Origin of the sequence: Micromonospora sp. NBC_00389 (assembly GCF_036059255.1) — a bacterium.
Lineage (GTDB): Bacteria > Actinomycetota > Actinomycetes > Mycobacteriales > Micromonosporaceae > Micromonospora.
In genome coordinates, this window is record NZ_CP107947.1 from 1,129,116 (window position 1) to 1,155,581 (window position 26,466).

General features: G+C 71.1%; 25 protein-coding genes, 1 tRNA gene and 1 other RNA gene. 12 read left to right on the forward strand and 15 right to left on the reverse strand.

Annotated features, from left to right (window positions below):
- The first annotated feature begins 4 nt into the window (after positions 1-4).
- Positions 5-1,276: an MFS transporter gene (locus OG470_RS05335; RefSeq protein ID WP_328421359.1), complete on the forward strand. Its 1,272-nt coding sequence runs from the start codon at positions 5-7 to the stop codon at positions 1,274-1,276.
- A gap of 237 nt (positions 1,277-1,513) precedes the next feature.
- Positions 1,514-3,271 carry a 2-isopropylmalate synthase gene (leuA, locus tag OG470_RS05340; RefSeq protein WP_328421361.1) on the forward strand — a complete coding sequence of 586 codons (1,758 nt, stop codon included), beginning with the start codon at positions 1,514-1,516 and terminating at the stop codon, positions 3,269-3,271.
- A 41-nt stretch (positions 3,272-3,312) separates the two neighbouring features.
- On the opposite strand, the gene OG470_RS05345 is transcribed toward leuA, so the two are convergent.
- Positions 3,313-4,806, reverse strand: a complete 1,494-nt coding sequence (locus OG470_RS05345; protein WP_328421363.1) for an MFS transporter — start codon at positions 4,804-4,806, stop codon at positions 3,313-3,315.
- A 107-nt stretch (positions 4,807-4,913) separates the two neighbouring features.
- On the opposite strand from OG470_RS05345, the gene OG470_RS05350 reads away from it, so the two are divergent.
- A complete protein-coding gene (locus OG470_RS05350; RefSeq protein ID WP_328421365.1) occupies positions 4,914-5,555 on the forward strand; it encodes an HNH endonuclease family protein in 642 nt (213 codons plus the stop codon).
- Complete coding sequence (locus tag OG470_RS05355; RefSeq protein WP_328421367.1) at positions 5,552-5,944, forward strand: hypothetical protein; 393 nt, start codon at positions 5,552-5,554, stop codon at positions 5,942-5,944. Before OG470_RS05350 ends, OG470_RS05355 begins: the two co-directional genes overlap by 4 nt.
- A gap of 102 nt (positions 5,945-6,046) precedes the next feature.
- Here OG470_RS05355 and OG470_RS05360 read toward each other — a convergent pair whose 3' ends face one another.
- The 8 genes from OG470_RS05360 to OG470_RS05395 all read right to left on the reverse strand — a co-directional run bounded on the left by OG470_RS05360 (position 6,047) and on the right by OG470_RS05395 (position 14,044).
- Entirely contained in the window at positions 6,047-7,150 is a 1,104-nt protein-coding gene (locus OG470_RS05360; protein ID WP_328421369.1) for an ABC transporter ATP-binding protein, read from the reverse strand.
- The gene (locus tag OG470_RS05365) at positions 7,147-8,160 is read right to left on the reverse strand and encodes an ABC transporter ATP-binding protein (protein WP_328421371.1); all 1,014 of its coding nucleotides are present in this window, start codon (positions 8,158-8,160) and stop codon (positions 7,147-7,149) included. Before OG470_RS05365 ends, OG470_RS05360 begins: the two co-directional genes overlap by 4 nt.
- Positions 8,161-8,168: 8 nt before the next feature.
- Positions 8,169-9,131 (reverse strand): ABC transporter permease, encoded by a 963-nt coding sequence (locus tag OG470_RS05370; protein WP_328421373.1) that lies wholly within the window; start codon positions 9,129-9,131, stop codon positions 8,169-8,171.
- Positions 9,128-10,132 (reverse strand): ABC transporter permease, encoded by a 1,005-nt coding sequence (locus OG470_RS05375; RefSeq protein WP_328421375.1) that lies wholly within the window; start codon positions 10,130-10,132, stop codon positions 9,128-9,130. The genes OG470_RS05370 and OG470_RS05375 overlap by 4 nt, the downstream gene beginning before the upstream one ends.
- An 82-nt stretch (positions 10,133-10,214) precedes the next feature.
- Positions 10,215-11,876 carry an ABC transporter substrate-binding protein gene (locus OG470_RS05380; protein ID WP_328421377.1) on the reverse strand — a complete coding sequence of 554 codons (1,662 nt, stop codon included), beginning with the start codon at positions 11,874-11,876 and terminating at the stop codon, positions 10,215-10,217.
- 312 nt (positions 11,877-12,188) lie between these two features.
- Positions 12,189-12,782 carry a recombination mediator RecR gene (gene recR / locus OG470_RS05385; RefSeq protein ID WP_328421379.1) on the reverse strand — a complete coding sequence of 198 codons (594 nt, stop codon included), beginning with the start codon at positions 12,780-12,782 and terminating at the stop codon, positions 12,189-12,191.
- A gap of 8 nt (positions 12,783-12,790) precedes the next feature.
- A complete protein-coding gene (locus OG470_RS05390; RefSeq protein ID WP_328426142.1) occupies positions 12,791-13,099 on the reverse strand; it encodes a YbaB/EbfC family nucleoid-associated protein in 309 nt (102 codons plus the stop codon).
- A gap of 144 nt (positions 13,100-13,243) precedes the next feature.
- On the reverse strand, positions 13,244-14,044 hold the full coding sequence (locus OG470_RS05395; RefSeq protein WP_328421381.1) for a helix-turn-helix transcriptional regulator: 801 nt from the start codon (positions 14,042-14,044) through the stop codon (positions 13,244-13,246).
- A 93-nt stretch (positions 14,045-14,137) separates the two neighbouring features.
- Here OG470_RS05395 and OG470_RS05400 point away from each other — a divergent pair, with 93 nt between their 5' ends.
- Both OG470_RS05400 and OG470_RS05405 read left to right on the forward strand, forming a co-directional pair.
- Positions 14,138-14,953, forward strand: a complete 816-nt coding sequence (locus OG470_RS05400; protein ID WP_328421383.1) for an alpha/beta fold hydrolase — start codon at positions 14,138-14,140, stop codon at positions 14,951-14,953.
- A 97-nt stretch (positions 14,954-15,050) separates the two neighbouring features.
- Complete coding sequence (locus OG470_RS05405; RefSeq protein WP_328421385.1) at positions 15,051-15,749, forward strand: DUF998 domain-containing protein; 699 nt, start codon at positions 15,051-15,053, stop codon at positions 15,747-15,749.
- Positions 15,750-15,762: 13 nt separating this feature from the next.
- On the opposite strand, the gene OG470_RS05410 is transcribed toward OG470_RS05405, so the two are convergent.
- Complete coding sequence (locus tag OG470_RS05410) at positions 15,763-18,558, reverse strand: DNA polymerase III subunit gamma and tau (protein WP_328421387.1); 2,796 nt, start codon at positions 18,556-18,558, stop codon at positions 15,763-15,765.
- 215 nt (positions 18,559-18,773) lie between these two features.
- An RNA gene (gene ffs / locus OG470_RS05415) (signal recognition particle sRNA small type) lies at positions 18,774-18,863 on the reverse strand.
- A gap of 82 nt (positions 18,864-18,945) precedes the next feature.
- Here ffs and OG470_RS05420 point away from each other — a divergent pair.
- Positions 18,946-19,033, forward strand: a tRNA-Ser gene (locus OG470_RS05420).
- Between the two features lie 72 nt (positions 19,034-19,105).
- A complete protein-coding gene (locus OG470_RS05425; RefSeq protein ID WP_328421389.1) occupies positions 19,106-19,942 on the forward strand; it encodes a class I SAM-dependent methyltransferase in 837 nt (278 codons plus the stop codon).
- A 6-nt stretch (positions 19,943-19,948) separates the two neighbouring features.
- On the opposite strand, the gene OG470_RS05430 is transcribed toward OG470_RS05425, so the two are convergent.
- Positions 19,949-20,188, reverse strand: coding sequence for a flavin reductase (locus tag OG470_RS05430; RefSeq protein WP_328421391.1), 240 nt, complete (start codon positions 20,186-20,188; stop codon positions 19,949-19,951).
- Between the two features lie 199 nt (positions 20,189-20,387).
- Here OG470_RS05430 and OG470_RS05435 point away from each other — a divergent pair, with 199 nt between their 5' ends.
- The gene (locus tag OG470_RS05435) at positions 20,388-21,155 is read left to right on the forward strand and encodes a helix-turn-helix domain-containing protein (protein WP_328421393.1); all 768 of its coding nucleotides are present in this window, start codon (positions 20,388-20,390) and stop codon (positions 21,153-21,155) included.
- Complete coding sequence (locus OG470_RS05440) at positions 21,146-21,337, forward strand: DUF397 domain-containing protein (RefSeq protein WP_328421395.1); 192 nt, start codon at positions 21,146-21,148, stop codon at positions 21,335-21,337. Before OG470_RS05435 ends, OG470_RS05440 begins: the two co-directional genes overlap by 10 nt.
- On the opposite strand, the gene OG470_RS05445 is transcribed toward OG470_RS05440, so the two are convergent.
- Both OG470_RS05445 and OG470_RS05450 read right to left on the reverse strand, forming a co-directional pair.
- Positions 21,312-22,547: an MFS transporter gene (locus tag OG470_RS05445; protein ID WP_328421396.1), complete on the reverse strand. Its 1,236-nt coding sequence runs from the start codon at positions 22,545-22,547 to the stop codon at positions 21,312-21,314. The genes OG470_RS05440 and OG470_RS05445 overlap by 26 nt on opposite strands.
- 151 nt (positions 22,548-22,698) lie before the next feature.
- The gene (locus OG470_RS05450; RefSeq protein WP_328421398.1) at positions 22,699-23,349 is read right to left on the reverse strand and encodes a DUF1349 domain-containing protein; all 651 of its coding nucleotides are present in this window, start codon (positions 23,347-23,349) and stop codon (positions 22,699-22,701) included.
- Between the two features lie 104 nt (positions 23,350-23,453).
- Here OG470_RS05450 and OG470_RS05455 point away from each other — a divergent pair, with 104 nt between their 5' ends.
- Both OG470_RS05455 and OG470_RS05460 read left to right on the forward strand, forming a co-directional pair.
- Positions 23,454-24,008: a hypothetical protein gene (locus OG470_RS05455; protein WP_328421400.1), complete on the forward strand. Its 555-nt coding sequence runs from the start codon at positions 23,454-23,456 to the stop codon at positions 24,006-24,008.
- Between the two features lie 92 nt (positions 24,009-24,100).
- The gene (locus tag OG470_RS05460) at positions 24,101-24,595 is read left to right on the forward strand and encodes a hypothetical protein (protein WP_442931179.1); all 495 of its coding nucleotides are present in this window, start codon (positions 24,101-24,103) and stop codon (positions 24,593-24,595) included.
- A gap of 122 nt (positions 24,596-24,717) precedes the next feature.
- Here the strand turns inward: OG470_RS05460 and OG470_RS05465 are convergent, their stop codons facing one another.
- Positions 24,718-26,385: a carboxylesterase/lipase family protein gene (locus OG470_RS05465; RefSeq protein WP_328421404.1), complete on the reverse strand. Its 1,668-nt coding sequence runs from the start codon at positions 26,383-26,385 to the stop codon at positions 24,718-24,720.
- Positions 26,386-26,466 lie beyond the last annotated feature (81 nt).

Sequence of the window (26,466 nt, forward strand, 5' to 3'; positions counted from 1 at the left end):
TGCCATGGGGGCCAGAGACACCATTCGCACCGTTGTCCGAAACGTCGTACCGCCGGCCGGGCTGACTCGCGCCCTGGCCGTGCAGGCCATGGTCAACGCCGTCGGCAGCGGCCTGTTCCACGCCGGCAGCGCCGTCTTCTTCACCCGGGCGCTCGGGCTCAGCGCCGCCCAGGTCGGGCTGGGCCTGTCCATCGCGGCGGGGGTGTCGCTGCTGGGCACGGTGCCGCTGGGCGGGCTCACCGACCGGTACGGGCCGCAGCGGGTCTGGGTGGTCGGGCTGGTGCTGAACGCGGTGCTCTTCGCGACCTACCCGTTCGTGGGCGGCTTCGCCAGCTTCCTGGCCGTGGTGGTAGCGCTGGCCGCCGTGGAGGCCGCCACCGGGGTCGCCCGTCAGGTCTACTCGATCAACGCGCTCCCCCCGGCCGAGCGGGTCACGGCGATGGCGTACCAGCGTTCGTCGCTGAACGTCGGGTTCGGGCTCGGCGCGGTGATCAGTGGCCTGGTGCTGGCCGTGGACACGACCGCGGCGTACCGGGGGATGGTCTGGTTCATCGCGGCGGTCTTCCTGGTGACGGCCCTCTTCGTGCGTCGACTGCCCCGGCTGGCCCAGGCGGCCCGGCCGGCGGAGCCGATGAGTCGGCTCGCCGTGCTGCGGGACCGCCCGTTCGTGGCGGTGTCCCTGATGTCCGGACTGCTCACCGCCCACCAGACGCTCTACCTGACGGTGCTGCCGCTCTGGATCCTCACCCACACCGACGCCCCGAAGACGGTGATCGCCGGGCTGGTGCTGCTCAACACAATCTTGATCGTGCTGCTCCAGGTACGCGCCAGCCAGGGCGCCGACACCGCTGCGGGCGCGGCACGGGCCTCCCGCCGGGGCGCCCTGCTGATCGCCCTGTTCTGCCTGGTCCTGCCGATCTCCGGGGTCACCCGGGGCCCGCTCACGGTGGTGGTGCTGGTGGCCGCCGCAACGCTGCTGATCGTGGCCGAGCTGATCGAGTCGGCGGGCGCCTGGGGGCTCACCGCTGCTCTGCCACCGGCCGAACAACGCGGCGCGTACGTGGGGGCGTTCCGGCTTGGCTCCCAGGTGCAGTACCTGATCGCCCCCGCCGGGCTGACCGCGCTGGGGGTGACCACCGGTGGCTGGGGCTGGTTCCCGGCGGCGGCCATCTTCGTGCTGTTGGGGCTGGCGATCGTACCCGTGGTGGCGTGGGCTGGGCGGACGCCGCGGCTCGGTGTGGCGACCGCGGAACGGGTCGTGACACCGGTCCCATAGTTCGGACGTACCTTCCCACCCCCCGTCTCATCACGTAGGGTCACCCTGTCATGTGGCAGGCGCACCTCCTCCTTGGTCGCCGCGACGAGGCCTGACGGCCGGCACCTCGTCGCGGAGTCGGACCGCGCCGCCCATCAGCACCGCAGCACACCTCGGCCCGCCGGGCAGCGACGCACCGGCAGTGACGCCGACTCCGTCCGATTGCTGAACGCCACGTGACCACGGGAGCACTCCGCCATGGCTCAACCAGCCAGCACCACCGACGCTGAGACCGATCCGATCGCCCGGCAGCGCCCGAGCCGGATGCCGTACCACCGCTACCAGCCCTACCGGGAGCAGTTCCGGGTCGACCTGCCCGACCGCGCCTGGCCGACCCGACACGTCGACACCGCACCGCGCTGGTGCGCCGTGGACCTGCGGGACGGCAACCAGGCCCTGATCGACCCGATGTCGCCCGAGCGCAAGCGTCGGATGTTCCAGCTGCTGGTCCAGATGGGCTACAAGGAGATCGAGGTCGGCTTCCCGTCGGCCAGCCAGACCGACTTCGACTTCGTCCGGCAGCTCATCGAGCAGGACATGATCCCGGACGACGTCACCATCCAGGTGCTCACCCAGTGCCGGGAGCACCTGATCGACCGGACGTTCGAGTCGCTGCGCGGGGCGAAGCGGGCCATCGTGCACTTCTACAACTCGACCTCCACCCTCCAGCGGCGGGTGGTCTTCGGGCTGGACCGGGACGGCATCGCCGACATCGCCACCTCCGGCGCGCGGCTCTGCCAGAAGTACGCCGAGATCCACACCCCGGACACCGAGATCCACTACGAGTACTCGCCGGAGTCGTACACCGGCACCGAGCTGGAGTACGCGCTGGAGGTCTGCTCCCGGGTGATCGACGTGATCGACCCGACGCCGGACCGGAAGCTGATCATCAACCTGCCGGCCACCGTCGAGATGGCGACCCCGAACGTGTACGCCGACTCGATCGAGTGGATGCACCGGCACCTGCCGCGGCGGGACAGCCTGGTGCTGAGCCTGCACCCGCACAATGACCGGGGCACCGGCGTCGCGGCCGCCGAGCTGGGCCTGCTCGCCGGCGCGGACCGGATCGAGGGCTGCCTGTTCGGCAACGGCGAGCGCACCGGCAACGTGGACCTGGTGACGCTGGGGCTCAACCTCTTCTCCCAGGGCATCGACCCGATGATCGACTTCTCGAACATCGACGAGGTCCGGCGGGCCGTCGAGTACTGCAACCAACTGCCCGTGCACGAGCGCCACCCGTACGCCGGCGACCTGGTCTACACCGCCTTCTCCGGCTCCCACCAGGACGCCATCAAGAAGGGGTTCGACGCCCTCGCCGTCGACGCGGCGGCTGCCGGCGTACCGGTGGACGAGCAGACCTGGGCGGTGCCCTACCTGCCGATCGACCCGAAGGACCTGGGCCGCACCTACGAGGCGGTCATCCGGGTCAACTCGCAGTCCGGCAAGGGCGGCGTCGCGTACATCATGAAGAGCGAGCACCAACTGGACCTGCCCCGCCGGCTCCAGATCGAGTTCTCCGGAGTGGTGCAGCAGGTCACCGACCACGACGGCGGCGAGGTCGACCCGAGCGCCATGTGGGAGATCTTCGCGACCCACTACCTGCTCGACCACCAGCCCGACCCGGCGGTCCGGCTGGCCGGCTACACGATCGGCACCACCGACGGCAAGGTCGAGATCGAGGCCCAGGTCGGTGTGGGCACCGAACAGCGGACGCTCGCCGCGGTCGGCAACGGCCCGATCGACGCGTACGTCAACGCGCTGCAGTCGGTCGGGGTGGGCGTGCGGGTGCTCGACTACCACGAGCACGCGCTCTCCTCCGGTGGTGACGCGCAGGCCGCCGCGTACGTGGAGTGCGAGGTCGACGGCCGGACGGTCTGGGGCGTCGGCACCGACGCCAACATCGTCACCGCGTCGATCAAGGCGGTCACCAGCGCCGTCAACCGCGCCCGCCGCTGACCGCACGCACCACACCCCCGAAGTACGGAAGTGCCCCTTCCCTACTTCGGGGGCGTGGCGGCGGGCAACGAGTGGCACGGCTGCGACGGCGGAGCGTCCCGGGGCGGTCGGTGCACCAGCACGAGGGCCAGCACCGCACCGGCCAGCAGCAGCCCGGCACACCAGGTCATCGCACCCCGGAACGCGTTCGTCAGCTCGGCCTTCTGCTCGTACCCGCCGCCGGAGAGGCCGACCAGCAGCGGCAGCGCGGCCACCGCCAGCAGGCCACCGGCCCGGGACGCGGCGTTGTTGAAGCCGCTGGCCACCCCGGAGAACCGGTCCTCCACGGCAGCCAGCACGGACGCGGTGAGCGGGGCCACCACCAGGGTCAGCCCGAGGCCGAAGAGCAGCACCCCGGGCAGCACGTCAAGCCAGTACGACGCGTCTGGCCCGACACCGCGTAGCAGCAGCAGACCGGCGGCCGACACCACCGGCCCAATGCTCAGCGGCAGCCGGGGGCCGATCCGCGCCGACAGCGCGCCCGCCCGGGCCGACCCGATGAGCAGCAGCACCGTCATCGGCAACAGCGCGATCCCGGTGCGGAAGGCCGACCACTCGACCACGTTCTGTAGGTAGACGGCGAAGAAGAAGGTGAACCCGCCGAGCGCCGCGTACACCACCACGGTGAAGATGTTCAGCACGGAGAAGAGCCGGCTGCTGAACAGGCCGGTGGGCAGCATCGCGGCGTCGCCGCGCCGCCGTTCCAGCAGCACGAAGGCCACCGCGGCCAGCACCCCGACCAGCGCCGCGATCAGCACCGGGGCCGAGTCGTAGCCGCGCGCCGGCGCGTCGATCAGGGCGTACGTGACGCCGGCGAGCGCGAGGGCGCCGAGCAGCGCTCCGAGCACGTCGAACCGGCGTCGGGTTCGGCCCGGCCCCGCAGTCCGGGAGGCGCTCTCGTCCCGGCTCTCCGGCACCCAGCGCAGGGTGGCCAGCACCACCAGTACGGCCAGCGGCAGGTTGAGGAAGAAGATCCACCGCCAGGACAGCGCGTCGATCAACCAGCCGCCGATGAACGGACCCAGCGCGGTGGACACCCCGGACAGCCCGGCCCAGGCGCCGATCGCCCGGCCCCGGTCGTCCGGGTGAAAACTGGACTGGAGCACCGACAGTGACCCGGGGGTGAGCAGGGCGCCGCCGGCGCCCTGGAGGAACCGGGCCGCGATCAGCCAGCCGGTGCCCTGGGACAGCCCGCACAGCACCGAAGCGGTGGTGAACCACGCCACTCCGATCAGGAAGACCCGCCGCCGGCCGAAGCGGTCGCCGAGTGCGCCGCCGAGCAGCACGAACGCCGCCAGCATCAGCAGGTAGCCGTTGACGGTCCACTGCAGATCGGCCACGTTCGCGCCGAGGTCCTGGCCGAGCTTGGGCAGCGCGACATTGACTACCGTGCTGTCCAGGAAGACCATGCCGGAGGCGAGCACCGCGGCGAGCAGCGTGCCCCGGCCGGCGGCGGTGCCCATCCGCAGTGCGGGTGCCGGTGCGGGTCTGGTCATCCCACCAATCTGCCTTGCACGATGTGGGAGACGCCACGAAACGCCGAAACCATCCCCGGGTACTGTGCGCAATCGCCGGGAGCACGCAAGCTGGAGAGGTGTCGTCTGTGCGTACCAGATCAGGACCGCGCGCGGTGGTGGCCGCGCTCGTCGCGGCGCTGGCGCTCGGCGTGGCCGGTTGCGTCCCTCAGGATGAGCCGGAAACGCCGCCACCGAGTGGCGGCGGCAACACCGTGCAGCAGTTGGGCCAGCTCACCGTCGCCACCGCAGGCTCGATGAAGGGCTACAGCCGCGACCACTTCCCGCACTGGCGGGACACCGGCAAGAACTGCGACGTGCGGGACAGCATCCTGCAGCGCGACGGCAAGGACGTGAAACTCTCCGGCTGCAACGTGGTCGGCGGTCGCTGGGAGAGCGTGTACGACGGTCGCAGCGCCACCGATCCCTCCGACGTGGACATCGATCACATGGTGCCGCTGGCCAACGCGTGGCGCTCGGGTGCCGACGAGTGGGACGACGCGAAGCGCGGCGACTTCGCCAACGACACCACCCGGCCGCAGCTCATCGCGGTTTCCGCGTCCTCCAATCGGGCAAAGGGTGACCAGGACCCGTCGCAGTGGAAGCCGGCGAACCGGTCGTACTGGTGCCAGTACGCCGAGAGCTGGGTGACGGTGAAGCACCACTGGCGGCTGACGGTGACCACCGCCGAGAAGGCCGCCCTGACCGACATGTTGGAGGGCTGCAGGTGAGCGAACAAGCGGCGACAGGCGCCGGGGCGACCGATGACACCGGCCCGGCCACTGCCGGCATGACCGCGGACGGTACGGCCGAGACCTCGGCCGCCGTTCCGGGGGCCGGCATGGTCGCCGACTCGGACGGGGCCGGCGGCCCGCAGAGCCGCACCGCCGACATCGTGCCCGGCCCAGGCGGGGTGATGACCGACGAGGTCGGGGTGGTCACCGGCGAGTTGACCCTGCGCACCGAGTACGCGGACGGCCGGGTCACCCTGCGCGTGCAGTACAAGGACGCAGACGAGTGGTACGCGGTGACCGGCGGGGCAGTCGGGCTGAACGACCCGGCGGGGCTGGACGCGGTGCACGGCGTCGCGGTGGCCCTGCTGCACCGCCCTGAGGGCTGACCCGCTCTGGCGCGGACCTGCGGTCGCCCGGTCGAGCGTGATACCTCTCAGGAATATTGATGCCTCAGAGGTATCACGCTCACCAGGACGTTGAGCCCCGCCTCAGACGTACGAGCCGGGCTCGCTGGGGGCGGAGACCACGCCCGGCGAGTCGCCCTCGCCCTCGGGGCGGACGATCTGCACGCTGACCTTGTGCGGGCGCAACTCCCCGCTGGCGATCTGCTCGGCCCAGTGGCAGGCAACCCGGCTGGCGCCGATCTCGCGCAGCACCGGCCGCTCGTCCACGCAGCGCGTGGGCTGCGCCCACGGGCAGCGGGTGTGGAAGCGGCAGCCGGACGGCGGGTTGGCTGGCGAGGGCAGGTCGCCTGCGAGCAGGATCCGCTCCCGCCGGTCCTCCACGTCCGGGTCCGGCACCGGCACCGCGGACATCAGCGCCCGGGTGTACGGGTGCAGCGGCTCGGTGTAGAGCCGGTCGCTCGGCGCCTCCTCGACCAGCGCGCCCAGGTACATCACGCCGACCGTGTCGGAGATGTGCCGGACGACCGCGAGGTCGTGCGCGATCACCAGATAGGTCAGCCCCAGGCTGTCCTGCAACTCGTCCAGCAGGTTCACCACCTGGGCCTGGATCGAGACGTCGAGCGCCGAGACCGGCTCGTCGGCGACGATCAGCTCCGGCCCGAGCACCAGCGCGCGGGCGATGCCGATGCGCTGGCGCTGGCCGCCGGAGAACTCGTGCGGGTAGCGGGACAGTGCCCAGCGGGGCAACCCCACCGCGTCCAGCGTCTCGCCGATGATCCGCCGACGGTCGGTGCGGTCGGTGCCGATCCCGTGGGTCTGCAACCCCTCGGTCAGGATGGACTCGACGTTCTGCCGCGGATCGAGGCTGGACATCGGGTCCTGGAAGATCATCTGCATCCGGCGCCGCATCGTGCGCAGCTTTCCGGGCGGCAGCGTCGTCAGCTCGACGCCGTCGAAGCTGACCTCGCCCGAGGTCGGCGGGTTGAGCTGGAGCAGTGCCCGCCCGAGCGTGGACTTTCCGCAGCCGGACTCGCCGACCAGGCCGTACGTCTTGCCGCGCGGGATGCTCAGGTCGACCCCGTCGACCGCCTTCACCTGCCCGACGACCCGGTCGAAGAGCACTCCCCGCTTGATCGGGAAGTGCACCTTCAGGTCGCGTACCTCGACGAGGATGTCGTTGTCGCTCACGCTGATTCCTCCTCGCGTGGGGCGGGCACCGTGCCGGGCACCGGCTCCGGGTTGACGCACCGGTAGCTCCGCCCGTCGTAGGTGTGCATCAGCTCCGGCGGCTGACCCACGCACTCGTCGGTCCGGCGGGCGCAACGCGGGGCGAAGGCGCAGCCGTCCGGCCAGGGCAGCAGGTCACGGACCGAACCGGGGATCGGGTTGAGCTTTTCGCCCCGCCCGGCGTCCAGTCGTGGCACCGAGCCGAGCAGACCCACGGTGTACGGGTGACGCGGCTCGCGGAACAGCGGACGACGGCGTGCCGTCTCCACCACCCGGCCGCCGTAGAGCACGTTGACCGTGTCGACCATGCCGGCCACCACACCGAGATCGTGCGTGATCATCAGCAACGCGGTGCCGGAGTCCCGAACCAGCTCCTTGAGCAGCTCCAGGATCTGGGCCTGGATGGTGACGTCCAGTGCGGTGGTCGGCTCGTCGGCGATCAGCAGTCGAGGCTGGCAGGCCACCGCCATCGCGATCAGCGCCCGCTGCCGCATCCCGCCGGAGAGCTGGTGCGGGTACTCCTTCAGCCGGCGCTTCGGGTCCGGGATGCCGACCCGGTCCAGCAGCGCGGCAGCCTCCTTGGTGGCGGCGTCGCCCTTCATCCCTCGGTGCCGGGTGAGCACCTCGGTCACCTGCAACCCGATCGGGATCACCGGGTTCAATGAGGAGAGTGGGTCCTGGAAGATCATCGCGATGTCCCGGCCCCGGATGTCCCGCCGCGACCGGTCATCGAGCTGGAGCAGGTCGGTGCCGTCGAAGACGGCCTTGCCACCGACCCGCAACCCGGGCTGCTTCGGCAGCAGACCCATGATCGCCAGCGAGGTGACGCTCTTGCCGCAGCCGGACTCGCCGACCAGGCCGACCACCTCACCGGCGTCGACGGAGAAGGACACTCCGTCGACCGCGTGCACGGCGCGCTGGCCGCGCCGGGCGAACGTGACGGAGAGGTCGTCCACTTCGAGCAGTGCCATTGTCGGGCCTACTTCCGCAGCTTCGGGTCGAGGGCCTCGCGCATCGCCTCACCGAGCAGGGTGAAGCCGAGCGCGGTGATGATGATCGCGACCGCCGGGTAGATCGCCAGCGACGGCCGGATGCCGAGGTACTGCTGCGCGTCGGCGAGCATGACCCCCCACTCCGGTACGGCGGTGTCGGGGTTGCCCAGGCCCAGGAAGGAGAGCGCCGCGGCCTCGATGATCGCGGTGGCCAGGGTCAGGGTGGCCTGCACGATCACCGGCGCGAGCGAGTTCGGCACCACGTGGGTCAGCGCGATCTTGGACTTCTTCACCCCGAGCGAGGTGGCCGCCAGCACATAGTCGCTGTTGGCCTGGGAGATCATCGAGCCACGCAGCAGCCGGGCGAAGACCGGCACCGAGACCACACCGACCGCGATCATCACCGTGGTCAGGCTGGCCCCGAGCAGGGCCGCGATGCTGACCGCCAGCAGCAGGCTCGGCATCGCCAGCAGCATGTCGACGAACCGCATCAGCGTGGTGTCGATCCACCGCCCCCACCGGCCACCGAGGCCGGCAGCGGCACCGGAGATGCCGCCGATCAGCGCACCGATCGCCAGACCGATCAGGGTGGAGACCACGCCGACCAGCAGGGTCTGCCGTGCACCCACGATCATCCGGCTGAACTCGTCCCGGCCCTGGTGGTCGTAACCAAACCAGTGCTCGCCGGTGGGGCCGGGGATGAGGCCCGGCTTGATCAGCCCCTCGCGGATGCCGATCGTGTCGGTCGGCGCGTACGGCACGAGGAACGGACCGATCACCGCGACCAGCACGAAGATCGCCAGGATGATCGCGCCGACGATCGCCGCCGGGTTGCCGCGCAGCCGGCGGAACGCCTCCTGCCAGAGGCTGACCCCACGCTCGTCGTCGCGGGCAGCCAGCTCCGAGAGCCGGTCGATCTTTTCGCGCTTCTTTCCCGGGCTGAGCGTCATCGCACCCTCACCCTCGGGTCGATGAAGCTGTAGGAGAGGTCGACCAGAAGGTTCACCAGCACGTACACCACCGCGATGATCAGAATGAAGCCCATCAGCACCGGATAGTCGCGCTGGCCGATGGCCTCGGCGACGAAGGCTCCGATGCCACTGAAGGCGAAGACGGTCTCGGTCAGCACGGCGCCGGAGAGCAGACCGCCGGCGAGCAGGCCGATCGAGGTGGCCACCGGCAGCATCGCGTTGCGCAGCACGTGCCGGCTACGGACCGTCTGCTCGGTCAGGCCCTTGGCCTCGGCGGTCCGGACAAAGTCCTCGTTCAGCACCTCCAGCACGCTCGCCCGGGTTATCCGGACGATGATCGCCAGCGGGATGCTGGCCAGCGCGATGGCGGGCAGCACCAGATGCCAGAGGGCGTCGGCGGCGGCGTCCCACTCGCGGGTCATCAGCCCGTCGAGGACGAAGAAGTTGGTGACTCGGGTCGCCCCGAGCGTCGGGTCCTGCCGGCCGCTGGACGGGAACCAGTGCAGGTTCTCCGAGAAGATCGCCTTGAGCACGTAGCCGAGGAAGAAGACCGGGATGCAGATGCCGATCAGCGAGCCGCCCACGGAGGCGTGGTCCAGGAACCGGCCCCGACGGCGGGCGGCCAGATAGCCCAGCGGGATGCCGATACCGATCGCGATCACCATCGCGGTGATGGTCAGCTCGACAGTGCCGGGGAAGCGCTCGATGAACTCCGTGGTGACCGCCCGCTTGGTGGAGGTCGAGGTGCCCAGGTCGAGCTTGACCATCCGCCGAACGAACCGTCCGTACTGCACCAGGATGGGCTCGTCGAGGCCCATGTTGTGGCGGATGGCGGCACGCATCTCGGGCGTGCCGCGCTCGCCGAGAATGGCGGTCTCGGGGCCGCCGGGGAGCCGGCGGAGCCAGATGAAGAGCAGAAGGGAGAGCCCGAACAGCGTGGGTATCAGCTGAAGCAGGCGTCTGACGATGAACCGGAACACGGCGGCCTCGAAAGGGTGCGGAGGGTTGCGGGCGGGCGCTGTGCGACAGCGCCCGCCCGCGTTCCTTGCGTCAGATCAGGACTTACTTGAACTCGGCGGAGGCGTACCGCTCGTCGGTGAGCGGGCTCGCCTTGACGCCGGTCACGTCCTTGCCGAACACGATCGCCGGCGGGGAGTGCGAGATCGGCACACCGGGCAGGAAGTCCATCACGGCCTTGTTGAGGGCCTTGTACTTCTCGGTCCGGGCCGCCGCGTCCGCGGTGGTGTCCGCGTCCTTGAACTGGTCGAACAGGGCCTTGTTGTTGAAGCCCCACTCGTCCTTCGGCCGGTCGAAGAAGGTACCGATGAAGTTGTAGGCGTCGCCGTAGTCACCGGTCCAGCCGAGGAAGTGGATGTCGTGCTTGCTACCGGAGGTGGTGGCGTTGAGGTAGTCCGGGCTCCACTTGAGCGGGATCGCCTGGACCGTGATGCCGACCGCCTTCAGGTCCGCCGAGAGCAACTCGAAGATGTCCTTCGGGTTCGGCATGTACGGCCGGGTGACCTCGGTCGGGTAGTGGAACTTCAGCGTCAGGTTCGACGCACCGGCCTCGGCCAGCAGCGCCTTCGCCTTGGCCGGGTCGTACGTGTACTTGGTGACGTCGCCGTTCCAGCCCTCAACGGTGTCCGGCATGAAGTTGTCGGCGACCTTGGCGCCCGGAGGCAGCTTCGAGTCGACCAGCTGCTGACGGTTCAGCGCGTACGCGATCGCCTGCCGGACCTTCGGGTCGGCGAGCTTCGGGTTGCCCTTCTGGTTGATCGCCAGGTAGAGCACGTTGAACGCCGGGCGGGTGAGGACGTTGAAGCCCTCGCCCTTCAGCGGCTCGACGTCGGCCGGGCCGACCAGGTCGTAGCCCTGGATGTCACCGGAGCGCAGCGCCTGCTTGCGGGCGTTCTCGTCCGAGATCGTCTTGAAGATCAGGGTCTTCAGCTTGGCCTTGGTGCCCGAGTAGTCCTCGTTGCGCTCCAGGGTCAGCGTCTTGTTCGCGACGTCCCAGGTCTTGAACTTGAACGGGCCGGTGCCGGTCGGGTGCTCCGTCGCGTATGCCGGGTACTTGATGTCCTCGGCGGTGCCGCCCACGTTGCTGGCGTCGAACTCCTGCAGCGCCTTCGGGCTGTGGATGGAGAACGAGGGGAGCATCAGCGCGGCCGGGATCTTGCTGGAGACCCGGGTGAACGCCAGGTCGACAGTGGTCGCGTCCTTGGCGGCGCAAGACTTGAAGAGGCTCGGCGGCAGGTCCGCGTTCTCGTTCGCGGCGAAGCCACCCATGACGTCCTGCCAGTACGCGGTCACGTCCGGGCTCTGCATGAGGCCCTTGGCGTTGTACCAGCGGTTGAAGTTGACGCAGACGGCCTCGGCGTTGAAGTCGGTGCCATCGTGGAACTTCACGCCCGAGCGGAGTTTGAAGGTCCAGGTGGTGCCGGCGGCGTCCGGGGTCCAGGACTCGGCCAGGCCGGGGGTGACCTTGGTGCCACCCTCCTCCGGTCGGACCAGGGTCTCGAAGACCTGACGCGCCACACGCAGCGACTCACCGTCGCTGGCGAAGCTCGGGTCGAGCACCTTCGGGTCTCCGGCAACGCCGAAGACGAGGGTGTCCTTCTTGCTACCGCTGGAGCTGTCGTCACGGTTGCTCTCGGCGCAGCCTGCTACCGCGAGGGCCGCGACCGCGACGGCCGCTATCGCGACCTTCGGCCTGGGTGCACGCATCGTGCCTCACCTCGTCCTTGGGGGTACGGACAACGTGGTGACAGGGGTCACCGATGGCGGTGACCATAGCTCCCGTTGCGTCCAGCCGGAAACCGTTGGGTGGACGGTTGGTATCGGATCGTGCCTCAATCGTCGCTTGACATTCGAATCGAAGGTGAAAGTCGTCCGAAACCGTGCAATCGCCACCCGCGATGCCAAACTGTTACGTCGAACGGGCCGCAGGAGGGAGCAGGTGTCAGATCATTTCCGGGCACACGGCGACGATGGTCGGCACCCGGACCGGGTGCCGACCATCGGCCGTACGAGGCCGGTTCAGACGGCCCGGCGCCCCTCGAAGGCCCGACCGAGGGTGATCTCGTCGGCGTACTCCAGGTCGCCGCCCACCGGCAGCCCGCTGGCCAGCCGGGTCACCACGATCCCCATCGGCTTCACCATCAACGCCAGGTAGGTGGCGGTCGCCTCGCCCTCGGTGTTCGGGTCGGTGGCCAGGATCAACTCCCGCACCGTTCCTTCGCCAAGCCGGATCATCAACTCCCGGATGCGCAGATTGTCCGGGCCGATCCCCTCCAGCGGATTGATCGCGCCGCCGAGCACGTGGTACCGGCCGCGGAACTCACCGGTCCGCTCAATGGCCACCACGTCCTTGGGCTCCTCCACCACGCACAGCACCTCGTTCGTGCGGCGGGGGTCGCGGCAGATCCGGCACTGCTCGGACTCGGCCACGTTGTAACAGGTCGTGCAGAACCGCACCAGCTCCTTGACCTTGCGCAGCGCGCCGGCCAGCCGGTTGACGTCGGTCGGATCCGCCGACAGCACGTGGAACGCGATCCGCTGGGCGCTCTTCGGGCCCACGCCCGGCAGCCGCCCCAGCTCGTCGATCAGATCCTGGATGGCACCTTCGTACATCTGCCGGCTCAGAAACCGGGCAGGCCGAGGCCGCCCATGCCGCCGGTGACGGGGCCCATCTTGCGCTCGGTCAGCTCCCGTGCCGCCTCGGCGGCGTTGTGCACGGCCGCGACGACCAGGTCCTCCAGAGTCTCCACGTCGTCCGCGTCAACGGCCTTCGGGTCGATCTTGATCGCCTTCAGCTCACCGGCGCCGGAGACGGTCGCGGTGACCAGCCCACCGCCGGCGGTGCCGGTCAGCTCGGCCTCGGCCAGCTCGGCCTGGGCGGTGGCGATCTGCTGCTGCATCTTCTGCGCCTGCTTCAGCATCTGCTGCATGTTCGGCTGTCCACCTGGGCGCACGGATGGCTCCTTCTCGCACTCGTCTGCTCGGCCGCCGCCAGCCTAACCGCTGTGACAGGCCCCGCCCCGCCCGGTGCTCGCCCCCACGCCGAGCCGACAGAACGCTGCCGCGCGGCCAGTTCAACCGATACGCCCGAGCCGCTCGGCGGAGTCCGTACCGGCGACCGGGGTGAACACCACGAGGAGCTGGTCCGGCGCTCCGGCGGTGAGGAACTGGGAGTGCAGGTCCAGCAGACCCGTCGGGCCGACCACTCGCTTGCGGTCACTGATCCGCGTAGCCACCTCCTGAGCGTCCCACAGCGCCGCGAACTCCCGGCTTTCCACCCGCAGCCGCGCCACCAGATCACGTGCCGGCGCGTCGGAGCGACGCGCCAGCGTCGCCCGCAGCTCGGCGACCCGCGCCCGGCTCTCCCTCTCGTGGATGTCCTCGGCGAAGAACTGCCGCGCCGCAGGATCGGTGAACCACCGGTAGTACGTACTGCGTCCCACGCCGCTGTGCACGGATGCGTCGCCGAAGAGAACGATCGACACCCGATTCTGCGCAAGCGTCTCCCCGAGGTCGGTCATCACGTGTGCGGGCACCCGGTCAAGCTGCTCCAGGATGCGCAGCAGCGCGGGGTCGGCTCGCTGCGTTCGCGGCTGCGGCGGCTGCACCGGGTGCTCCGCCAGCCGGAACAGGTGGGCGCGTTGCGCCTCATTCATCTCGAGTGCCTCAGCCAGCGCGGCAACGACCTGCGGCGACGGCCTGCTGGTGCGGTTCTGCTCCAGCCGCGTGTAGTAGTCGACGGAGATCCGGGCCAGTTCGGCCACCTCCTCGCGCCGCAGCCCCGCGACCCGGCGCAGACCGCCGGTCGTGGCACCCGCCGGCCGCACCGCCGCACGCCGCGCACGGAGGAAGTCCGCCAGTTGCTGCCCGTCCACCTCTTCACTCTGCCACCGGCGGTGCCGGGGAGAACCTCTCCCCGGGAGACCATCGGCCTGCCACACGCCAATGCACGGCGAGATGCTTCCACCATGAGCACCGAACGTGAACCGAACGCCTCCGGCTGGAACGAGACGGCGATCCGCGACACCGTCCTCGGCTGGACCGAATCCGGCAGCGGACCGGTCGCCATATGGGCGCACCCCCTGTGCAGCAGCGGTCTGGCCCCGGAGACCGTCGGCCCCTTCGACTGGGAGCCGGTGGCCAGGGCGGGGCACCGGCTGATCCGCTACGACGCCCGCGGGCACGGACGTTCCGCCGGCCGGCCGGACCCGGCTGACTTCACATTTCAGAACCTCGGGCGCGACCTGCTGGCCCTCATCGACGAGCTATCACCGCAGGCGCCGGTCGCCGGGATCGGCATGTCCATGGGCACCGCGACTCTGCTGCACGCCGCGGTCCTCGCTCCCGACCGCTTCGACCGGCTCGTGCTGACCGCCGCGCCCACCGCATGGGAGACCCGAGCGCCGCAGGGCAGGGCATACACGACGTTGGCCGAACTAGTCGAGCAGCGCGGCGCGGGCGCGGTGGAGACCCTGCTGCGCGACGCGCCCGTTCCCGCACCGCACCAGGGCGCATCCGGCCTGCCCCTGCCGGTCGAGGTCGACGAACGGCTGCTGCCCTCGCTCCTGCGAGGGGTCGGTGCCTCGGACCTCCCACCCCGCGAACTCGTCGCCCGGTTGGGCATCCCCGTGCTGCTCCTGCCCTGGGCGGACGACCCCACGCACCCCGTCTCGACGGCTGTCGAGCTGGCGTCCCTCATCCCGGACGCGAAGCTCGACATCGCCCGGACCCTCGACGACCTGCACGGCTGGGGGCGGCGCGCGGCGGACTTCCTCACGCCCTGACGCCGACATCCCCACGCCCGGGTACGGCTAGCACTACCCGGAACCGGCCGGTTACGGGTAGTGCGGCGGGGCCCACCGAACTGGTCTGCTCATTGACATGAACTCCAACCGCACCGGCCGGATCGGCGCCCTGTGCTGGGTGGCGGCCGTACCGATCTTTCTCACCGCCAGCCTGGTCACCGGCGTGCGCTGGCGTCAGCCGACCTACAGCTGGGCAACCCACAACATCAGCGACCTCGGCAACGTTCACTGCGGGATCTGGGACACCAGCAGGCCCCGGTACGTCTGCTCCCCCTGGCACCCGCTGATGAACGCCGCACTGCTGGCCACCGCCGTGCTGCTCGCCGCCGGGCTACTGCTGACCTGGCGGATCCTCGGTCGCGGCGGCGTGGTCCGGTCGGCGCAGACGCTCCTGCTGCTGGCCACCGGCGGGTACGCCCTGGCGGCCGTCTACCCGGCGGATGTCGACGAGAACCGACACGTCCTGGGCGCCTTTCTGATCATGGGAGGCAACCTCGGCCTGCTCCTCGCCGGGCGCGCGCCGCGCGGCACCGTGCTCGGCCAGTGGCGACGCCTCACCCTCACCGCCGGGTTGATCGCCCTGGCCGGAACGATTCTGTTCTTCGCCCAGCAGGGCATCGGGATCGGGGTGGGCGGCATGGAACGGGTCGCCGTGCTGCCCTTCCCGCTCTGGGCCTGCTGCCTCGGCGTCCTGCTCGCCGAGACATCCGGTGGTCGGGTGCCGCAGAGCCGGTCGACCGTGCCGTCCGCAACCGCTGCCGCGCCCCGGTGGTGATCGCCGGGAAGCGCTAGCGCGCGTCGACCTCGTCGATCTTCTCGGCCCCGAACGTCTCGCGGAGCAGCCGTACCGCTTGCTCCTCGCTGGACTCCCGGGCGGTCTTCTCGTCGATGACCTCGTCCAGCGGCTCGTCGCCCGGGTCGAACCCCTCGTAGGTCGGGGTGGCCGCCGGTGCCGCGCCACCCGGCTTGGCGCGCAACGGACCGTCGAAGTCCGGGTCGTAGGGCGGTTCGCCGGCCCACTCAGCGTCCGCGGTGGGCCGGGCCGCTGCTCCGGTACGCGGACCGCGCCCTGCCGCCGCCGCGCGGGCGGCGGCGATGGCGCTGCTCACCGGGGCACCGCCGGTGGCCGGCTGGCGAGCCGCCGGCGTCGGGTTGGCCCGTCCGCCCGGCTTGCCGCCGCCGGTCGCCGTGCCCGGGCCGCCGCCGTTCGCGCCGGTGCCGCTTCCACCGGTACGGCCCAGGTCAGTGCTGTTCGCACCGGTGCCCGTTTCGTCGGCGCGGCCCGGGTCAGTGCTGTTGCCGTCGGTGCGACCACGGTCCGCGCCGTTCACGCTGGCCGGTGCGGGTGCCGATCCGGAACTGCCGGACGCGGCGTCGTCCACGGCGGTGGCGCCGCCCGGTCGGGCGGCCTCCGGCCAGTCCTCGTCATCCGTCGCCTCGACGGCGGGGGCACTGCCACCGGGGCGGGCCGCCTCCGGCCAGTCGTCCTCGGCGTCGGCCGGCGCGGACGGCTGTTCGCCGGGCTGCCGACTCGTACCGCGACCGCTGGACGCGTTCGCGCCGGCACCCGCGCCGGAGGAGACACCGGGACCGCCCCGTGGACCGGACGGGCCGCCGGGCAGGTCCTCGCGGGCACCCGAGCCGCCGGATGGGCCGGCAGCGGCGGTCGCGTTCGTCGGGGCGGGCGGAGCGTCCACGGGGACGGATCGGGCCGGTGCGGCGGGCTGCGAGCGCGGCGGACCGGACAGCGACACGCCGCCCCGCTCGCCGGCCACCTCGCAGCGGATCTGCCAGCGCCCGCCCAACTCCTCGTAGAGCGCGTCGGTGAGCACCGCCGCGTGATCGGCCATCATCTTGGCCAGCACGGTGGACTTGACCGTCAGCACCAGCATGTCGCCGTCGAGTTCGCGCACCACCGCGTCACGCATCAGGGCGGCGATCCGCTTGTTGGTCCGGTTGACCTTGCCAATCACATCGGGCCACGCCCGGCGGACCGCGACCGCGTCCAGCGCCGCAGCCGGCGCACCAGGTCGGGGCGGCTCCGGCGTCGCTGGGTCGGGCAGCACCGCCGACGGCGGAACAGCGCGACGTGAGGCCGGTGAGCCGGTGCCGGCCGCGACGGATGCGGCCCGGTCGACGGGTGCCGATGCGGTGGCGGTTGCCGACGCACCGGGTGAGCCCGGGATCGGCGAGTCAGCGGCCGAAGCGCCAGAGGCCGGAGCAGTCGAGGCCGAGGTGTTCGAGGCGGCAGTGCTCGGGGTCGGGGACGTCGCCGGATCGACCGTCCACGGGGGCGCTGAGGTCGGGGCGGCGGCGGGTGCCGGGGTGGCGGCAGCCGGGACCGGAGAGGCCGGCTGTGGGCGTACCCCCGGGTTGGTGGCCGGTGCGGAGCCGGCGGCGGTCGACGGCGCGTCGGCGCCGCTCAGGGTGAGCCGGCGTTCCATCCGTTCCAGGCGCTGGAGCAGGCCACCGGTGGAGTCGTCCGCGCCGGGCAGCAGCATCCGGGCGCAGATCAGCTCCAGCAGCAGCCGGGGCGCCGTGGTGCCGCGCATCTCCACCAGGCCGTCGTGCACGATGTCGGCGCAGCGGGAGAGCGTGCCCGGGCCGAGCTGCGAGGCCTGGGCGGCCATCCGCTCGATCTGGTCGGCGGGGCCGTCGATCAGGCCCTTCGCGGCGGCGTCCGGCACCTGCTGGATCACGATCAGGTCGCGCAGCCGCTCCAGCAGATCGGAGGCGAACCGGCGCATGTCGTGCCCGGCCTCGGCGACCCGGTCGACGGTGGCGTACGCGGCGGCGCCGTCACCGGCGGCCAGCGCGTCGCACATCTCGTCGATCAGCGCGGAGTCGGTGACCCCGAGCAGCGCGACGGCCCGCGCGTAGCTGACCCCCTCCGGGCCGGCCCCGGCGATGAGCTGGTCGAGCACGGAGAGGCTGTCCCGCATGCTGCCGCCACCGGCGCGCACCACCAGCGGAAAGACCGTCGGCTCGACGGCGACGCCCTCGGCCTGGGTGAGCTGCTCCAGGTACGGGCGGACCACCTTCGGCGGAAACAGCCGGAACGGGTAGTGGTGGGTCCGCGACCGGATCGTGCCGAGGACCTTCTCCGGCTCGGTGGTGGCGAAGATGAACTTGACGAACTCCGGAGGCTCCTCGACCAGCTTGAGCAGGGCGTTGAAGCCCTGGGTCGAGACCATGTGCGCCTCGTCGATGATGTAGATCTTGAAGCGGCTGCTGGCCGGCGCGAAGAAGGCACGCTCGCGCAGCTCGCGGGCGTCGTCGACACCGCCGTGGCTGGCCGCGTCGATCTCGATCACGTCGATCGAGCCGGCACCGTCGGTGGCCAGCGAGCGGCAGGACTGACACTTGCCGCACGGCTCGGGGGTGGGGCCCTGCTCACAGTTGAGCGAGCGGGCCATGATCCGGGCGCTGGTGGTCTTGCCGCAGCCACGGGGGCCGGAGAAGAGGTAGGCGTGGTTGAGCCGCCCGCTGCGCAGCGCCTGCGACAGCGGCTCGGTCACGTGCTCCTGACCGATGACCTCAGCGAAGGTACGCGGCCGGTACTTGCGGTAGAGCGCCAGCGTCACTCGTCCCGCCTCCTCTCGACCGAGCCATTCTGCGCCGGTCGGGCGCGGGTGACCACCCACCCCGCCGGGCGCCTGAGTTTGCCGCGCCTGGGTTGCCGCGCTTGATCGACGTTGCCGCGCTTGATCGACTCCATATCGGCGATATGGCGGTGCCCGCGACCCGGGACAGCCCCACATCGGCGACCTGGAGTGGATCGAGGGCGCCCCGGAGACAAAAAGGCCTCCCGTGCACCCGGCAGAGCTCGCTTATCCTTGCTGCCTTCCGGCCCTGGGGAGGTTCACGAGATACCGCCGCACGGGAGGTGACGCCAAGCCTACCCGACCGCCGGTCGATCTTCAGGGGGTGGTGGGGTGACCCTGCCCATGGGGGCCTGTATCCTGGCTCGCGGAGGATTCGCCTAGAGGCCTAGGGCGCACGCTTGGAAAGCGTGTTGGGTTTACACCCTCACGAGTTCGAATCTCGTATCCTCCGCCAGCTGATCAGCAGAAACGCCCGGCAGACCATAATCGGTCCGCCGGGCGTTGATCTTGTGGTCTCATCGACGTCGTGGCTGACACGGCGTGGGAGTGGGACGAGACGTTGTACGCGGGCAGCGCCAGCCATTACAGCGTCGGGCGCATGCCCTACCCGCCCAGCCTCGCCGAGGCTGTCGGCAAGGAACTCGGACTCGACGGCACCGGCCGACTCCTGGATGTCGGCTGCGGACCCGGATCGGTGACGCTCCTGTTCGCGCCCCTGGTCGAGGCAGCAGTGGGAGTCGACGCCGACCAGGGCATGATCAACGAGGCGCGGCGCAGGGCCAGCGAGGTCGGGGTCACCAACGTCGAGTGGCGGCACCTACGCGCCGAGGCTCTGCCGGCCGACCTGGGCACGTTCCGGGTGGCCACGTTCGCCCAGTCGTTCCACTGGATGGATCGGCCCCTCGTGACCCGTCGCGTCCGCGACATGCTCGCGCCGGGCGGGGCCTGGGTCCACGTCGGCACCAACACGCACCAGGGCGTGACCGGGGACGACCTGCTGCCGTACCCCCGGCCTCCGTGGCAGCAGATCGACGACCTGGTCGCCAGCTACCTGGGACCGGTCCGCCGGGCCGGACAGGGGTGGCTGCCCTCCGGCACCCCCGGCGGGGAGGAGGAGATCATGCGGCAGGCCGGCTTCACCGGCCCAACCCGCATCACGGTCGACCAGGGGATGGTCGTGGAACGCGGTGTCGACGAGATCGCCTCCGCGGTGTTCTCGCTGTCCAGCTCGGCACCACACCTGTTCGCCGATCGACTCCCCGCTTTCGAGGCGGACCTGCGTCGCCTCCTGTCCGAAGCGGCGCGAGATGGTCGCTTTTCCGAGCGCAGACGAGGCATCGACGTCGTGATCTGGCGTCCCTGACACCCGTCACCCGCGGGCGCGAGCCCAGGAGAGGAAGCGGTCGGTCAGCCGGGCCGGGTCCAGGCCGGCGAGCTGTTCGCCGGCCTCCGACTGGAGCGTCGCCAGGTAGACCAGCAACGCCACCCGGTCGCGCCGGTACTCGGCGAGCAGCCGCAACTTGGCCGCCGAGCAGGGCCAGGCGATGCCGCACGACTGGCAACGCCAGGTGGGACGGGTCGGTAGATGATCCCGGTGGCGGCGGGGCATTGGCCGGGCCTCCTTCGCGGTGGAAGGGGGCCACCCGGCCTCCGCGCCCGGGCGGCCCCCTGACTGACGCCGACCGCCGGACTCTTTCGCCTCCACCGGCCGCGCCGTCTTCTGCGGATCACCCTCGCGCGCGTCACCAGACAGATACACCGCGTAGCGATATGGTCAGCAGATATTCGAGACATCCGATGGAGGGGCCGTGAACGACGCGCTTCGGGTGGCGCTCAGCGACACCGGGCACACCACCGAATCCCTCGCCGAGACCGTCGGCGTCGACCCGAAGACCGTGGCGCGCTGGCTGAGCGAGGGCCGCATCCCGCATCCTCGGCATCGGTTCGCGGCAGCGGAGGCCCTCCATAAGGACGTGTCGGACATCTGGCCGGACACTTCAAGACGTCGGGACCCGATTTGGTTCCGTCCCTGGCAGGAAATCGAGCGCGAGGCGGTGTCATTGCGGTCCTACGAGTCAGTGGTGCTGCCGGGGCTGCTCCAGACCGAGGCGTACGCCCGCGCGGTGCTCAGTGGCGCGGGCCTGATCCCCCGGGGCGACATCGAGCGGCATCTCACGGCCCGGCTGGGCCGGCAGGGCCTGCTCAAGCGGGACGATCCGCCACAGTTCACGGCGGTGATCGATGAGGCCATCCTCCACCGGCCGGTGGGTGGTCGGTCGACCATGCGCGAGCAACTGCTGGCCGTGGTCGCGGCCTGCGCCGAGCCGCACGTCCGGGTGCACGTCGTGCCCGCCACCGTCGGCGCCTATGCCGGCCTCAATGGACCGTTCGTGATCGCCCACAGCCACGATCACCGGGTCGCTGGTTATCTGGACAACCAACTCCAGGGACATCTCGCTAGCGACCCGGAGGACATCGCGGCCATGATGGCGGCGTGGGAGAACGTGCGCGGCGAGGCGTTGTCCCACTGGCAGTCGGTCGATCTAATCACGGAAGTGGCGGAGACATGGAGCTGAACGGCGCCCGGTGGCGCAAGAGCAGCCGCAGCAGCGGCAACGGCGGCAACTGTGTCGAGGTCGCCGACAACCTGCCCGGCGTGGTCGGCGTGCGGGACTCGAAGGACCCGACCGGGCCCGCGCTCACCTTCACCCCAGCGGCCTGGCGCGCGTTCGTCACCCGGCTCGCTCTGCGGGCCTGACCGAGACCGGCTCGTCCGGTCGGCTCGGCGGGACCGGCGGGGTGCGTAGGGACCAGAGGGCCAGGGGGACGGCGGCGACCGCGGCGGTCAGCAGGATCAGGCGGTGGTCGAGGAGTTCAAGCAGGCTCGCGCCGGCCAGCAGGGCCACGGTGGACGGCCCGAAGGTCAGCGTGTTGACCGTGGACGCCACCCGGCCGACCAGCTCGCTCGGCGTCTCCCGCTGGACTGCCGTCCAGACGGTGACCAGCACCAGCGGCACACCGAGCCCCACCGCCAGCCCGCCGGCGACCACCAGCCCGACCGAGGTCGTGGCGCGCAGGGCCAGCCCGACGGCGAAGACGGCGACCGCCCCGGCCACCACCCGCCGGTCACCGAAGCGGCGCAGCAGCGATCCGGCGGCCAGGCCGCCAATGAGCGACCCGACGCCCTGAACGGTGGCGAGCACGCCGTTGAACTCCGGCGGCCGGCCCAGGCCGGCGTCCACCACGGCGTACGCGACGGCGCCGTTGAGCCCCATCAGCACCATGGTGAGCGCGGCGCAGCCGACGATGTGCCGCAGCGCACGATGCCGGCGCAGGTGCCCCCACCCGTCGGCGAGCTGTCTCGTCCAGCGCTCGGGACGCCCGGGCGGCTGCTCCCGGACCCGCAGCGACCAGAAGACGAGCCCGGCCAGTACGAAGGTGGCCGCGTCCAGCAGCACCACGGGGTGCGCGCCGTACGCGGCGAACAGCCCCGCCCCGGCCAGCGGGGCGAGCAGCTTCATTCCCTCGTTGATCGTGGTCCGGAGCCCGTTGAAGTCGCCGAGCAGCGGGCCGGGCACCACCGCCGGCACCAGCGCGGCCTCGGCCGCGTCGGTCAGCACGAAGGTGATCCCGTACGCGGTCATCACCGCGAAGATCAACCAGACCCGGGTGGCCGAGTCGACCAGCAGCAGCACCGGCAGCAACCCCGCCATCACCGCGTGCAGGACGATCAGCAGCGGCCGGCGGCGGAACCGGTCGGCGAGCAGCCCGAGCAGCGGCCCGAGCAGGGTGGGCGCCCACACCCCCAGGGTCACCAGGGCAGCGAGGCTGCTCGACCCGCTCAGCTCCTTCACCCAGATGCCGGCCACCAGCAACATCGCCGCGGTGCCGAAGCCGGACACCAGCACCCCGCCGAGATAGCGGCCGGCGTCGCGATCGGTCAGCACCCTTGCCGTACCCCAGCTCATCGCACCTCCCCACCAGCGGCAGATTCTGCCCCAGCGGTGGCTGCGGCGGGTGCCCTCGCCGCCCGGGCGGCACGGTCCTGCGGATCGACGCCGGCCGGTCCGGAATCCGTCGTACACATGTTCTATCCACAGGCTGTGGACAGCGGGTGTGTCAGGAACCGTCGCGGAGATCGGCGAGACGTTCGGGCCGGAAGTGGATCTCGTCGAAGGTCGCGCTGCACCCGTCGCCGGTCGGTGACTGGCCCGCGAAGCCGATCCGGTCGCGGGACGTCTCGCCATCGAAACTGAACACGCGGATCAACTGCCAGGTCCTGCCGTCGAGTGAGGCGTGGTACGCGTAGACCCGGCCGATTCGCGAGACGCGCAGCCACACCGACCGGTCGGCCACGACGAAGGAGTTCGCGTCGTCGGCGACGCCCCGGCAGATGACGGACACGATCATGGGCTCACCCTCGGGTGAGAACTCGAAGCACAGCTTGCCCCAGCACCGCTCGTCGCGCCAGAGCATGAGCACCCCGGCGTCGAAGGTCGAGGCGAAGGCCACGGTGACCCGGGCGCTGAACTGGAAGTCGCGCTCCGGCGGCAGGTCGCCGAGCAGCGTCGCCGCGTTGAGGACGGGCTCCGGGCTCGGCGCGGCGTTCTCGCCCGCGTTGACGAGGCCGCCACTCGGGTCGATGAAGATGTCCGTGTGCGGCTGCGCCGACACCGTCACGGCGCCGGTCGCCTCATCGACCCGCCAGAGCCCCGCGGACGAGGGCGCGAGCGGAGACGGCATACCGGGGACGGTCAGTCGATCAGCCATGGCACAGGACCGTATAACGGGTACGGTCCGGGGATCGACGCCGGGCCGGCCGGAAGCCGTCGTACACATGTTCTATCCACAGGCTGTGGACGGCGGAGGGTTCGATGGGTTACCAGCTCAGCGCGGTGGTCGCGGACGCGGAACTGCTCCGCGAGGAGACCGCCGAGCTGGATCACGCGGTCCTCGGCGAGCTACGCCAGGACTTCGCGCTGCTGCCCGTCACCCCGCAGTTGGTGGTGGAGCTGACCGGGTCGCTGCCGGATTTCGCGGTGGACGACCGGAGTGCCGAGCGTCCGTTCGGCCTGGTCCTGTCGCCGACACTGGCAGAGCTGCTGGCCCGCTGGTCGCAGCCGGGGCCGGTCGCGTACCTGGAGGCGGAGTTCGGCGGCGGCGCCGGCTACCAGTCGGCCGCGGTGTGGCAGGGTGGCGCGCTGTCCTGGGGTCCATCGTTCGACGACGTGCTCGACGCGCCGCGCGAGGAGTGGCCGATCAACATGGCGCTCACCCGGCTCGGCGTCGAGCCAGGCACGTGGATCGACCCGTTCGCCGAGTTGGGGTTGCACCTGGAGCGGAACACCGACGGCTGGCTGGCGCACGGGCGGCGGCGACTCAGCGCCGACTACTGGGATGAGCTGGTCGAGCAGTGGGAAAACCAGTAATCCGTCGACTGGCAGCAACCTGAACGCCTCGGTCCCGTTGGGGACTGGGGGATTCCATGAAATCGCGACAATTTGCGTTTATTGCCATGCTGCTGACGGCTGCCTCGATCGCCGGCAGCGGCGTGCCGCCAACCGGGCCGATCCCGGACGGCCGGCCCGCCGGCAGGGTGGAGATCATCGACCTGAACGGCCTGCGCAACATCGAGTTCGGTGACACCGAGGACGAGCTGACTCGCCGGGGCATCCTGCGTACCGACATGGACGCCTGCGGGCCGATGCTCGCCGGCCACGACACGGTCAGCCCTGTCTTCGCCGAGGACAAACTGGTGCTGCTCTGGGTCGGCGACCCGATGCGGACACCAGAGGGCATCACCGTGGGCTCACCGGTCGACCAGGTGTGGTCCCGCTATCCGTCGGTCACCCGGCTGCATGCTCCACAGGGGACGTACCGGTTCGACGGGCTGCTCGCCCGCAGCGGAGACCGCGCGTACCTCTTCCTGCACGACGGGCGCACCGTCCGGAAGACCATCGCCGGGTACGCCGACTGGGCCCGCCGCCTCTTCGACAAGGGCGCCGGCCCCTGCTGAAGCGGATCCGGGGCGCGAGCGTGCGTGTGTCCCCTGTCGATGGTGGAGACGACGCACGCATCGGATGAGCGGACCGGTCGGGGTGGGACCGGTCCGCTCATCCCGCCAGGCCAGCGACGGCGTCAGCCGCGCAACGACCGCCAGAAGTCGTACGAGTGGGCCGCCGCGAAATCCGTCGTACCGGAGCCACCGCCACCGGCCAGCACCCGCACGTACGGCGATCCGCTGCGCAGTCGGGGCCAGTCCACCCGGCCCACCCGGGCGAAGTCACTCCAGGCCCGGACCATCTCGTCGGAGAGCCGCCGCTGAGTCGGTGTGAGCGTCTCGGCGTAGTCGACGGTGAACAGGTACGGCAGCTCCGCGCAGTGGTACGCGCCGGTGGGGAAGGTCGACTCGGGCCCGTCGGTGAAGAACGGCGCATCCTCGTCGGCGAACTCGTAGACGTACGTCGGCACTCGACGGGCGAACTGCAGCGCGGCGGAGTAGACCGGCTCGGCGTAGTCGTGATCGGTGAGCACGGCAGCCAACGTCTCGCTGGCGACGTGCGCGTCGTCGCGGGGATAGCGGGCCAGCACGTCCTCCGCCCGGTCACCGAAGGCGGCCCGCACCTGCTCGCGGTACTGCTCGTCGGTCAGCGGGCACGACTCGGGCTGCTGCCCCGGCTCAGGCGCCGCCGGGCAGTTCATCCCACTGCGTTCCATCCCCCACACCAGGAGCGTGGACTCGTTCCGGTTCATCCCGGTCAACACCGGCACCGGGTGCAGTCGCCCGGTGGCCAGCGCGTCGGCCGGGTCCACCGGCAGCGTGCGGCCGTCGACGACCGGGCCGAGGTCGACACCCGCGCCCGGATAACCGGCCGCCTCGATCAGCCGGGCGGGGTCACGCCCGCGCAGGCAGGCGGCGACCGTACCCGGATCGGCGCAGCCGACCCCGCGCGCGAACTCCTCGGCCGCCGCGGCGGCCTCGGCCCGGGTCCGCACCGGGTTGGCGCACGAGTTGCTCTGCATGATCGCCCGGTGGAACAGGCCGACGGTGGCCGGCGACGCAAGCTGTGCGCAGACGCTGGTCGCGCCGGCGGACTGGCCGAACAGGGTGACGTTGCCGGGGTCGCCGCCGAAGGCCGCCGCGTTGCGCCGTACCCACCGCAGCGCCGTCTGCTGGTCCTGGAGGCCGTAGTTGCCGACGGACCGGCCCGCGTCGGCCAACGCCGGATGCGCCAGGAAGCCGAGCGCACCGAGCCGGTAGTTCACCGTGACGACGATGACGTCACCGCCGGTCGCCAGGCGTTGCCCGCCGTACACGTCTCCCCTGCCGAACCGGAAGTCGCCGCCGTGCAGCCACACCAGCACCGGTCGGGGCGTCCGAGCGGAGGTGCGCGGCGTGGTGACGTTGAGGTAGAGGCAGTCCTCGGACTCCGAGGGCTCGTCCATCGGCAGCCCCTTGAGTTGGGCGCAGGCGTCACCCGGGCGGCTCGCGTCCCGCACGCCGGTCCACACCGGACCCGGTTGCGGCGGGGCCCAGCGCAGCGCGCCCAACGGCGGGCGGGCGTACGGGATGCCCTGGAAAGAGCGGTGGTCCGCCGCGACGGTCCCACGGACCGCGCCCTGGTCGGTCCGCACGACGGCCGTACTCCGGCCAGTGGCCGCCGAGGCGCCCGAGCCGGCGGCCACCGTCGGAGCGAGCAGCGCCACGGCACCCAGCGCGGCGACCCACCGGGCCACCCGGGACCGGACCCGGCGGGTGGGCCGCCGCCGCACAGAACCCGATCCGGGGTACGGGATGCTGGTCATGTTTCCCCCATTCGTCGAAGCCGGTACGGCGTACGCACCGTGCTGCGGCGAGCATGCCGGCCCGGCAACCAGTCGACCAGG